Source organism: Flavobacterium sp., from assembly GCF_044348915.1.
GTDB lineage: Bacteria > Bacteroidota > Bacteroidia > Flavobacteriales > Flavobacteriaceae > Flavobacterium.
Genome location: NZ_JBIKRX010000010.1, coordinates 45,726 through 57,333 on the forward strand (window position 1 = coordinate 45,726; position 11,608 = coordinate 57,333).

8 protein-coding genes are annotated in these 11,608 nt (G+C 35.3%); 7 read left to right on the forward strand and 1 reads right to left on the reverse strand.

Annotated elements, in window-relative coordinates; translation table 11 throughout:
- Window positions 1-2: 2 nt before the first annotated feature.
- A complete protein-coding gene (locus tag ACIQ1E_RS03285) occupies window positions 3-6,503 on the reverse strand; it encodes an alpha-2-macroglobulin family protein (protein WP_396168660.1) in 6,501 nt (2,166 codons plus the stop codon).
- A gap of 109 nt (window positions 6,504-6,612) precedes the next feature.
- On the opposite strand from ACIQ1E_RS03285, the gene ACIQ1E_RS03290 reads away from it, so the two are divergent.
- From ACIQ1E_RS03290 to ACIQ1E_RS03320, 7 genes are all read left to right on the forward strand, one after another.
- Complete coding sequence (locus ACIQ1E_RS03290; protein ID WP_396168662.1) at window positions 6,613-7,287, forward strand: tetratricopeptide repeat protein; 675 nt, start codon at window positions 6,613-6,615, stop codon at window positions 7,285-7,287.
- 14 nt (window positions 7,288-7,301) lie between these two features.
- A complete protein-coding gene (gene murC / locus ACIQ1E_RS03295; RefSeq protein ID WP_396168664.1) occupies window positions 7,302-8,660 on the forward strand; it encodes a UDP-N-acetylmuramate--L-alanine ligase in 1,359 nt (452 codons plus the stop codon).
- 64 nt (window positions 8,661-8,724) lie between these two features.
- A complete protein-coding gene (radC, locus tag ACIQ1E_RS03300) occupies window positions 8,725-9,417 on the forward strand; it encodes a DNA repair protein RadC (RefSeq protein WP_396168665.1) in 693 nt (230 codons plus the stop codon).
- A gap of 12 nt (window positions 9,418-9,429) precedes the next feature.
- On the forward strand, window positions 9,430-10,116 hold the full coding sequence (locus tag ACIQ1E_RS03305; RefSeq protein WP_396168667.1) for a YjjG family noncanonical pyrimidine nucleotidase: 687 nt from the start codon (window positions 9,430-9,432) through the stop codon (window positions 10,114-10,116).
- A gap of 99 nt (window positions 10,117-10,215) precedes the next feature.
- Window positions 10,216-11,082 carry a hypothetical protein gene (locus tag ACIQ1E_RS03310; RefSeq protein ID WP_396168669.1) on the forward strand — a complete coding sequence of 289 codons (867 nt, stop codon included), beginning with the start codon at window positions 10,216-10,218 and terminating at the stop codon, window positions 11,080-11,082.
- Window positions 11,083-11,118: 36 nt separating this feature from the next.
- On the forward strand, window positions 11,119-11,358 hold the full coding sequence (locus ACIQ1E_RS03315) for a hypothetical protein (protein WP_396168671.1): 240 nt from the start codon (window positions 11,119-11,121) through the stop codon (window positions 11,356-11,358).
- Window positions 11,355-11,510, forward strand: coding sequence for a hypothetical protein (locus ACIQ1E_RS03320; RefSeq protein WP_396168673.1), 156 nt, complete (start codon window positions 11,355-11,357; stop codon window positions 11,508-11,510). The genes ACIQ1E_RS03315 and ACIQ1E_RS03320 overlap by 4 nt, the downstream gene beginning before the upstream one ends.
- Window positions 11,511-11,608 lie beyond the last annotated feature (98 nt).

Sequence of the window (11,608 nt, forward strand, 5' to 3'; positions counted from 1 at the left end):
TTTTATTTTTTTACATTCACTCGAATTCCTTTGGTATGGCTAGTGAATTCTGGAGCATACATGCTTTCGATGGTCGTAATTCCGTTGGAGAAATTACCTTGATTATTTACTCGAATGTCGTATTCCAAAACATAAGTTCCTTTGTTGATGGAGTCAAAAAAGAAATGAGTCGCAGCATCTTTGGTACTCATATAAAATCCCAGTCCGCCTTTGAATTGGTATTCCGAAAGCACATTTACGGGTTCAAAACAAGAAGCACGCATATCTTTTAAGTGAACAAATTCCATATCTTCTTTGGCAGAAATGACTAGTCGAACGGAAACTAAATCGCCAAGTTGTAATGGATTGGTAGTAGAAATTCGTTCCAGTTTTTCGCCTTTATCGGTGCTTTTCTTCAAATACAATTCTTTGGAAACCGATAATGAAGCTCCAGAATTGGTTTTGATTTTATCCAAATCCTCAAAATACTGCCAATAAACTCCACCAAAACCAGGAACTTTCGATTTATTTTCGACCGAAATAGTTGCCATTTCCTTTTTGATTTCGTCGGCTTTCCAGTTGAGTTTTACATAGCCCGTTTCGGCTTCTTTTTCGTTTTCGGATAGTTTTTTGGTTAAGATTTTCTCCGCTCCAACTTTGATTACTGTATTGTCTTTCAAGCTCAACCAATCGGTTCCTTGCATCAACAAAGCATAAACAGCTTCGGTGGTGGATTTTGTTGTCGGCCAATTTTTTGTTTGTTTGTTTTTCAGCAACCAGACTTTCATTGCATTCACCGATTTATTGTCGTTGGTCACTTCGGCGAAAGCCTCAATCAAGAGCGCTTGGGTTTCAATTGGCGCTTGATACCAATAGCAACCTGCTTTATTAGCAATCCAATACATTCCCCAATCTTCATTGTTCGAAGCGGTTTCTTTCAGGCTTTCGATGATTTTTTTGGCAGTTGCTGCCTCGCCAAAGCGATTTAAAGTCAAAGCAGCCAATCCTTTTTCGTATAAAGAATAGTTCAACCAATCTTTTTTGGCAGTTTCGAGATACAATTTTGTTGCTTTTTTCAAAGTATCCGAAAGCGGATAATTTTCTAAATAAAAACTTCGAGTATATAAATAATGCAAATCAGAATACGGATTAATCCAAATCAATTTGTCGGTTGTTTTTAAGTTTTGGGTTCTGCTTTTATGGTATTGCAAAAACTTTTGGTCCAAAAACGGAATGCCGGTTGCCGCAATTTGTTTGGTTTTGGCAGCGTTATTTTCGTTCTTGCTTAGTTTCGAAAGATGTCCCAAACCGGCCAAAATGTGTCTCGTAATATATTCGTTTTCGTCGCTGCCGTCAAACCAGGCGAAACCTCCAGAGGCTTTTTGCTTTTGTTTTAATTTGTCAAAAGTCGCTTCTTGGGAAGTTTTCATTTTTTCTAAATCGAAAAGTAGCGCTAGGTTTTTCTTTTTCTCGTCTTCAGATTGAGCATCGTTGAGCCAAGGCGTTTCGGCCAAAATTATCGATTTCAGTTCTTCGTTTTCTTCGAGTTTCGAATTCAATTTACCGTTTTTTCTCCAAGTTTCAAATAAGCTGGCGATTTTAGGATTACTCAAAATAATCTCCGCAGCCAAAGCATTGGCATAAAACCGAGCGAAAGTTTGTTCGGCACATTCGTGTTCGTATTCCATCAAATAAGGCAGAGATTGAATAGCAATCCAAGACGGATTCGAAGTGTACTCCAACGTAAATTTATGGTTTCGTAAACTGGTCGAATTGTTGTTTTTTAGATTTTCGAAAGTATATTCTTTCTTCGAATTCTCTCGAACCCAAATCGGAATACTTTCGGTAACGAGCATATTGTTGGTCAAAACAGGTAAAATATTTTCTTCACCATCCGAAAAGTTTCCTGCCTTTGCCAAAACTTTGTACTGAACACCTTGCAATCCTTCTGGAATATAGATTTTCCAACTCACAGTTGTGTTGCCATAAGCAGCAATATTGAAGTTCTTGATGATATTGGTATTTGCCATTTTGGCATCAATGGCTTGCATTGTAGTCGCGTCGAAAAGTTGCAAAACAGCGATTCCAGTTTTGGCATCTTTGGTAATATTGGCCACTTTTGCAGTGATAACAATCGAATCTTTTTCCCTGAAAAAACGAGGAAAATTGGGAGTGAGCATCAGCTCTTTTTGGGTAATGACACTTTTTTCTAAATAACCTGTAACCGCATCTTTATTGTGTGCCAACAATCGTAATTTCCAAGCCGTCAAAGCTTCTGGTGAGGTGAAATTGAAACTCAGTTTCCCTTTAGCATCTGTTTTTAAATTAGGATAAAAGAAAGCCGTTTCAGATAGATTTTTTCTAGCTTTTACTTGGGTTAAAGCTTCAAGCGCTTTTTTGGTCGTGATGATGATGACACCGTTTGCAGCTTTACTTCCGTATAAAGCGGTGGCTTTGTCTCCTTTTAGAACATCGATTGAAATAATATCGGTTGGTGAAAGTAATTTGAATTGTTCTTCGGTTATTGGTATGCCATCTAATAAATACAAAGGAATAGCTTTACTGCCAGTCAAAGATGAAGTTCCCCTGATTTGAACACCAGCAGCTCTTGCTTGCATTACATCTTCTAATCTCATATCTATTCCAGCGGAATTGTACACAGTATTGTCTTCTTCAATCACAGCAGAAACAGATCCAACTACATCTTTCTTTTTGACACTTCCATATCCCACAACAACTACTTCCTCTAAACTATTACTTGATTCTGTTAATTGTAGGTCAATAACTTTAGAGTTGATGATGATTTTTTTTGTTTCAAGTCCAATGTAAGAGAACGTTAATTCTTCTCCAATGGCGGCCTCTATTTGGTAATAACCATCAAAATCAGTTTGAGTACCTCGCTGGATTCCTTTTATGACAACACTTACGCCGGGTAGAGGACCACTTTTATCAGAAACAATTCCCGAAATCATTTTTGCATTTAGCGGTTTTTTGCTTTTGTTGTTTAATTCTTTTTGATATTCTCGAAGTTGCAGTGGTGTGAAGGAATCGTTGAAGTTGAATCCAAACCATATTAATTTGGTTGCTTCGTCTTGAAGGTTGAGTGGAGCCAAATTCGGATTCAAATTTCTTAAAGGAGTATGAGTTATTTCAAAACCCATACTAGTTTTATAATTTAAATAGTTGTATTCATTCGTTTTAAAAGCTAGTTTGTCCCAATCCATTTTTGTGATTTTGTCCAAAGAACTATCGTACATCGAGGCGAGAATTTCGGCTTCTTTTGTGGTGTTTTTGGTTTTCAATTTAAAAGACCAATTTTCTGAACTTCCCGGCTGGATTTTATTTCTGAAACTTTCGACCATAATTTCCATATTCGGTTCTTCTTTCGGCAATTGTACTTCTATTTCGTTGTTGAAACTTTGGTTGTCATAAAAGCATTGAAAGCCTATTTTTAAGGGTTTTTCAAATCCTTTTTTAATTGGAATTTTTACCAATAACTCTCCATTTTGTAAAAAGGCATTTTCTTCAAAAAACAATTTATTTTGATAATTAGCCATAATTGAAAGGTATAATTCTGGAATGGCCGAAGTGATTTTTACCAAAGCAAAACCATCTTTTAGAGGATTTGTGTTGACTTGATTTATCGTGAATAATTGTTTCGGATTGAGTCTGTCTTTGCTTTGAATGATTTGAAAATCACTGGTACTTTCAATACCATTATTAAAACTGTCTTTACAAGAAAAAACAACTTTGTAATTTCCGGATTGATAATTGGAAATAAAATCTAACGCTAATTTTTTATCTTTTTCAGTATCAATTTTTTTAGAAAAAATTAAAGTCCCAAAATCTTTCTCTGTTAAAGGTTTTTGATTGTCTTCAAAAGGGAATAATCGCTCGAAATCTTCGTTGATGATGCTTTCGATGTCGGGTTTTGGAAAAACTCTCTTTTTGAATTTTTTTGAAAAAGCACGTACAAAGTAGATTTTAATTTCACCTTGAATAGGTAAAAATTCACCATTGAGGTTAGTACTGTTCAATATTATTTCGTTTTTATCTTTGGTTTCAATTCTTTGCGGAATAGTTGCAGTAAGTTTTAAGGAATGATATCCAATATTAATATTTGTATACGTTTTGTGCGTTTCGCCATTGATGTCGGTGACTGTTGCTGCAATGCGGTATTCAAAAATGGGTAGCTTTTCTTTTGTGGCATTTTCAAATGGTTTGGCAATGAAATTTATTTCAAATTTCCCCGATGCATCTGTTTGAGTTTCGCCAACTAAGATGGATTCAGATTGGCCATTGGGATTGTAATAATTACCTTTGTTTAAAGTATAAGGAGTAAGCCTAACTTCGTATTTCACTTTTGCATCCGAGATATTGCTTCCTGAAAAAGCTTTAGCAGTTCCTTTAATTTTAACTGTTTGATTAACTTGAAATATTTCTTTTGTGGGTTCAAAATTTGCTTCAAATTTGGGACGTTTGTATTCTTCGACTTTGAAACTTATCTTAGAATATTCAAATCCAGAACCGTCCCAAAGAGGATGTTCGCCTTTTATTTTGTCATAAATAGTTTTGTTGTCGTAGGGATAATGGCCTACGGCTTCAATTTTAAATGTGCCAGTCAAGCCAGTTTTTGGCAAAACAAACTCTCCTGAAAACGAACCAAATTCATTGGTAACAGCATCAAAAGTCTTGATTTCTTGATTGTTGGCATCCTTGACTTTAATTTTAAAAGAAGTATTGGTAATAATTTTTGTTTTGTTTTGTTTTTTTAAAAATGCAATTCCTTTATAGTAAACAGTTTGCCCGGGACGATAAATGGCTCTGTCCAAATAAAATTCGAGTTTGGCTTTTGTTTCATTTTCGTTAGCATAAGGATTGAAGTTGCTAAGATAGTTTTTGTTGAGTTGAATGGAATCTCCTTCGTGAACCAATTCAATATTTTCGTATCTATAATCGTAACTATTGGTGTTTTTTCTTTCGAAAACAGCAATCCCATTTTTTCCTGTTTTAATTGAAAATGTTGGGGTTTTTAGGCTGACATTTTCTAGCGGTTTGCCTGTTTTTCTGTCTAGAACTTGATAGTTTTCTTCCTTGTCTTTTTGCCAAGCCAATAAGGCTATATTGGAAACGGTAATTGTTTCATAGGCAAATGTCTTTTTGCCTTTTGTACCAGATTCACTTTCAAAGCGAACTAAATAGCTTCCTGTCTTGAGTTGGGGCAAAAGTACTTCCGTGGTATATTCAAGATAGTTTTTTTTATTTTCTAAAAGATAATTTTTGGCAGCTACCACTTTTTTGTCATTGATGATCGTACTGGCAAAAATGTCTTTGTTGTAACGAGAATTATGAAACTCTTTTATGGTTTTTTGGTCAATTTCATAAATAGTTATAGATAGGCTATCCAAGTTTTTGTACGAAATAAAAGCTCTGGTATTCTCATCGGGATGACTGTATTTTTGGAGCTGGATGTTAAGTGTTTTGGAATTTATATCTTGCTTTTTTTGTAAAGCTAGTTTTTGCGCATTCGAACGATTGTTGATTTTTATAATACTGTCAAGTGTTGCAATGGCTTGTATTTTGTAATCGGGATGCGCTACTTTCGAAGCTATATTGTTGAGAATGACGGCTTTTTCGAATTGTATTTTTTGGGTCAAGATTAGGTCTTTGGATTCTTTTTGAAGAAGAATTAATGACTTCATAAATACATCTTTAGAATCTAGTAAATAAGTATTGCAAAATTGCATTCTGTCGAATTGATTTTCTAAAGTTGCAGCATTGATTTCCTGCTTTTGATACAATACAAGTACTTTTTTTAGGTTTTCATCTTTTATAAAATCGAAATTCAATTTTATGAAATCTGTCGATTTTCCCAAGAGTTCCTTTTCGTGTATTATGAATTTTCTTTTTTGAATACTCCATTGTTCTATTTTTTTGGTGTAAAAAGAAATATTTTCTTGTTGGAGATAATCGAATATGCTTTCTTTCTTGAATTCTTCTAAAGTTATGATATCGAAAATTTCTTCATATTGGGCTAGTGAAGTTGATTTTAGAATGTCTTCATCTTTTAAAGTGTTTTCAAAAGAAGTGTTGATTTTGTTGGTAAAATCAGTACGTGTCCAAGTTGAGAAATCATCATCAAGACTTAAAGTATTGGTTCTGCTATAAACTAAGTTGTAGTTTTGCTTTTGATAATCACTCAAACACTTGGCATAAACCAAATTTAAAATCGCTTTCGAAGGGATGGAAGCTTTCTCTATTTCGGCATTTAAATTGTTTATGATTTTGGTTTGCGCATTTTCATCAACTACTTGTAAATATTTCGATTCATAGAAAAAACACTTGATGATTTGCACCTCGTTTTTGTCGGCAATAGCTTTTTTGTGAATTTTGTTGACAATGGCATTGGCCGATTTAATTTTGCCGTTATTTTCATTTTCGATTACTTTATTCCAGTTTTTCTCATAATTTTGAGCATAGAATGACGTTGAAATCAGAAGGAAAGCAAATAAGATTTTTTTCATTGTAGGTTTTCGGTATTGATGTTCAATAACAGTCAATATTTTCTGTTACAATTTACTAAATTTTACTTAAATACTAACGAAAATTCCTGTATTTTCTTATTTTTGAAAGATGAAAAAAATAATAGTGGTCTTTTTGGTATTCCCTTTATTAATTTTGGCTCAACCCAATTTCGATAAAGGCGAGAAATTATTCAAAGAAGGAAAATACGAACAGGCACAACCTGTTTTTGAGAGTTCTCTAAAAGAAAATCCTAATCATTTAAAAACGTTAGAATACTTGGGAGACATTGCCGGGCATCAAAAAGCTTGGGACAAAGCCATTGTATATTATAAAAAGCTAAAACTATTGAAGCCGTCCGAAGCCAATTATTATTTCAAATACGGTGGTGTACTTGGGATGAAAGCCAAAGAATCCAATAAATTCAGGGCTCTCGGTCTGATTGGTGAAGTGAAAGCATCTTTCGAAAAAGCAATTGCGTTGAATCCAAAACACATTGAAGCACGTTGGGCATTGGTGATGATATACATTCAATTACCTGGAATTGTAGGTGGAAGCGAAACAAAAGCCATTAAATATTCGAATGAATTGCTTAAATTGTCGCCTGTTGACGGGTTCTTGTCCAGAGGCCAAATTGAAGAACATTTCGAAAGATACCCATCGGCAGAAACACAATATAAAAAAGCAATTGCTGCGGGAAGTACTAAAACGGGCAATAAAATGTTAGCTAGTTTGTACAAGAATAAAATGAATCAGCCTGAAAAAGCGGCTAAAATTAAAATATAAAGAACTAAGAAATTATGAGAACTCATTTTATTGCCATTGGCGGAAGCGCGATGCACAATCTGGCTTTGGCTTTACACAACAAAGGATATCAAGTTACGGGAAGCGACGATGCCATTTTTGAACCTTCGAAAACGCGTTTGGCCAAAAAAGGAATTTTGCCAGCCGAAATGGGTTGGTTTCCCGAAAAAATAACTCAAGATATCGAAGCCGTAATTCTCGGAATGCACGCCAAAGCCGATAATCCAGAATTGCTAAAAGCACAAGAATTGGGTTTGAAAATTTATTCCTATCCAGAATTTTTGTACGAACAATCCAAAAACAAAACCCGCGTGGTGATTGGTGGTTCACACGGAAAAACTACGATTACTTCGATGATTTTGCACGTAATGCATTATCATAATATTGAAGTCGATTATATGGTTGGGGCTCAATTGGAAGGTTTTGATACGATGGTTCATCTTACCGAAGAGAATGATTTTATCGTTCTCGAAGGCGATGAATATTTGTCTTCGCCAATAGACCGAAGACCAAAATTCCATTTGTATCAGCCGAATATCGCCTTGATTTCTGGAATCGCTTGGGATCATATTAATGTTTTTCCAACTTATGATTTCTATGTGGAACAGTTTGAAACCTTCATAGCCAAAATTACAAATGGAGGGATTTTAGTATACAATGAAGAAGATTCTGAAGTGAAAAAAGTGGCTGAAGCTGCCACGAATCCAATTCGAAAAATACCATACACGACCCCAAAATACGAAGTGAAAGATGGAGTTACACTTTTGGAAACCCCAGAAGGCGCAATGCCAATCGAAGTTTTTGGAGCACATAATTTGAACAATTTGGCTGGAGCCAAATGGATTTGCCAAAATATGGGTGTTGACGAAGCTGATTTTTATGAAGCGATTGCGAGTTTCAAAGGCGCATCCAAACGTTTGGAAAAAATTGCAGAAGGGAAAGGGAAAGTTGCATACAAAGATTTCGCCCATTCACCAAGCAAAGTAGCCGCCACCACAAAAGCCGTGAAAGAACAATATCCAAACCGAACTTTGGTGGCTTGTTTGGAATTGCACACCTACAGCAGTTTAAATGCAGAATTTCTGAAAGAATATGAAGGCGCATTAGAATATGCTGATGTTGCGGTGGTTTTCTATTCGCCAGATGCGGTAAAAATCAAGCAACTCGAAGAAGTGACTTATGAGCAAATCGCCAAGGCTTTCAATAGGGAAGATTTGATTATTTATACGAATCCAGCTGAATTTAAAACCTTTTTATTCAATCAAAATCTAGAGAATTCTGCTTTGTTGTTGATGAGCTCCGGAAACTATGGCGGATTAAATTTTGATGAGGTGAAAGATTTAGTAATCAAGTAGCAGATTTCAGACGGCAGTTTAGCAACTACCTGAAATCTGTAAACTGCAAACTGCAAACTTAAAAATGGAACAAACTAATTTTCCGATAACGAATTGGTCCGAAGACGATAAACCTCGTGAAAAACTAATGCTGAAAGGCAAAAGTGCTTTGAGCGATGCTGAATTGATTGCCATTTTGATTGGTTCTGGAAGCCGAAACGAATCGGCGGTGGGATTGAGCAAAAGGATTTTGGCGAGTGTCGACAACAATTTGAATGCTTTGGGGAAATTAACCATTTCGCAGTTGATGACATTCAAGGGAATAGGTGAGGCCAAAGCCATTTCGATTATGGCCGCGATGGAATTAGGAAGACGCAGAAGGGCAGAAGAGGCCATCGAATTGAAGAAAATTTCTTCAAGTAAAATGATTTTCGAATTGATGCAACCCATCATTGGCGAATTGCCACACGAAGAATTTTGGGTTTTGTATTTGAATAATTCGAACAAAGTGCTTTCGAAATCGCAACAAGGAAAAGGGGGAATCACAGGAACTTTAGTCGATGTGCGTTTGGTTTTTAAAACCGCTCTCGAATTGGGTGCTACTGCATTAATCTTATGCCATAACCATCCTTCGGGAACATTGATTCCGAGTGATGCCGACAAACAGATTACCAAAAAGTTAAAAGAAGCAGGGAGAAATTTGGATATTAATGTGCTCGATCATATTATTGTTACCGAGAATGGCTTTTTTAGCTTTAACGATGAAGGAATTTTTTAAGAAATGAAAACAATGAATAGTACTATTACAGACGTCTTTTTTGATCTAGATCATACGCTTTGGGATTTCGAAAAGAATTCAGCCTTAGCATTTGAAACCGTTTTCAAAATGCAGGAGTTGGATGTGGATATGAACGAATTCTTGAAGTTTTACGTGCCAATAAATCGGGAATATTGGGAACGCTATCGCAAAGATGAAATTACCCAAAAGCAACTTCGTTACGGTAGATTAAAGGATGCATTTGACTTGATTCATTTTCCTATTTCCGATGAAGTAATTGAGGTACTATCGGTAGAATATATTCATTATTTACCAAAATTCAATCATTTGTTTGATGGGACCATCGAAATATTGGATTATTTAAAGGGAAAATATAATTTGCATATCATCACCAATGGTTTTGCAGAAATTCAGGGAAATAAATTAGATAATTCGTATATTTCGCATTATTTCAAAACCATGACCAATTCGGAAATGGCTGGGGTGAAAAAACCCAATCAACAAATTTTTGATTATGCCTTAGATTTGGCGCAAGCAAAAAAGGAGAATAGCATTATGATTGGAGATTGCATCGAAGCCGATGTGCAAGGCGCATTGGATGCTGGTTTGGATGCTATTTTTTTTAATGAAAATAATGTTCCAGTGGCCGAAAACATTAAACAGATTAACCATTTAATAGAACTTAAAAAACACCTATAATTATGAAATCGCCACTATTAAGGAGTTTGTTGCAAACAAACACTAATAAGAAATAAGGCGATAACATATTTGACCGCTAAAAAATTTAAATTTATATATATGAAAAAGAATATTTTGATACTGTTGCTTTTGTTTGCCAACTTTGGTTTTGCGCAATCTATAAATGATTATAAAGGTGTGATTATCCCTTTGAAATATGATTTTCAAAAAACGGATAACCAATACCGACTTCAGACAATTACAAAAATGAATTTGCAAAAAGCGCATTTCCAGGCTTTTTATGCCACCGAAACTATCCCAGGTGATATTACGGATCGTTGCAGCCTTTTGTATATTAATGTAGAGAAGGATAATGCCTTTTTGGTGACTAAACTTTTTATTACTTTTAAAGATTGCTATGGTACCGAGGTTTACAAATCACCTATCGGAAAAAGTAGAGAAAAAGAGTTTGAAGCTGCGTATGCGGATGCTTTGAATTTAGCATTTGACAACGTGTATGGTTTGAATTATGCCTACAATGGGAATACAAATTTTAGTCCTAAAGGAGGCTTGACTGCTCAATCGGTACCTGTAATGGCTGCTCCTGCCATTCCTGCTCCAACTTCGGCGGTTCCTTCAGTGACAATGCTTCCTGCGGCCGCGGCCGTTGCGATTCCAGTTACTACTCCAGCTCCAGCTGCTGTCGCCGTTCCTGTTGTTGCTGTGCCAACTACAACTGCAGCGACTACAACAATAGATAAAAAATCAAGCGGATTGCTTTATGCGCAACCAACTTCCTACGGTTATCAACTAATCGATAGTGAGCCAAAAGTGGTGATGAAGGTCTATAAAACTTCGAATGCCAATAGTTATATGGCTAAAAAAGGCGATATTCAAGGAGCCTTAGTTTCTAAAGGCAATGAGTGGTTTTTTGAATATTATCAAAATGACCAATTGATTTCTGAAAAAATAGACGTTAAGTTTTAGCAGTATAAATGAATTTTATAATCTAAAAATAAAGTTATGAATCTGATCACACAACGCAACAATATTGTTCACAGGATTTTAGATGTTTCTGATTTGACATTGCTAAATCAAATAGAAGAATTACTTGATAAGGATGTTTTTACATATACAACTTCCGGTAAGCCACTCTCTGTAAAACAATATAAAAATCATTTAGACGAAATAATGATTGCCTCAGATTCAGGGGCCGTTGGTTTTTCAACCACCGAGGCAAAAAGCAAATTGAAACGCAAATGAAACCCGTAGAATGGTCAGAAGATTCTATATTTTCTATGCAATCTATTTATGATTACATTTTTGAAGAAAGTCCTCAAAATGCGGATTTAGTTGTAGATACTTTGTTTGATTTGGGAGATAAACTAAATAGTCATTCCTTAAAAACAAATTAACAATCTGATTGTTAATAACTTGTGATAAAATAATATTAAAAAAGGCTCTGTTAAATTGCCAAAAAGTGTATATTTCGGTATAAAAAAGTGGCAATATG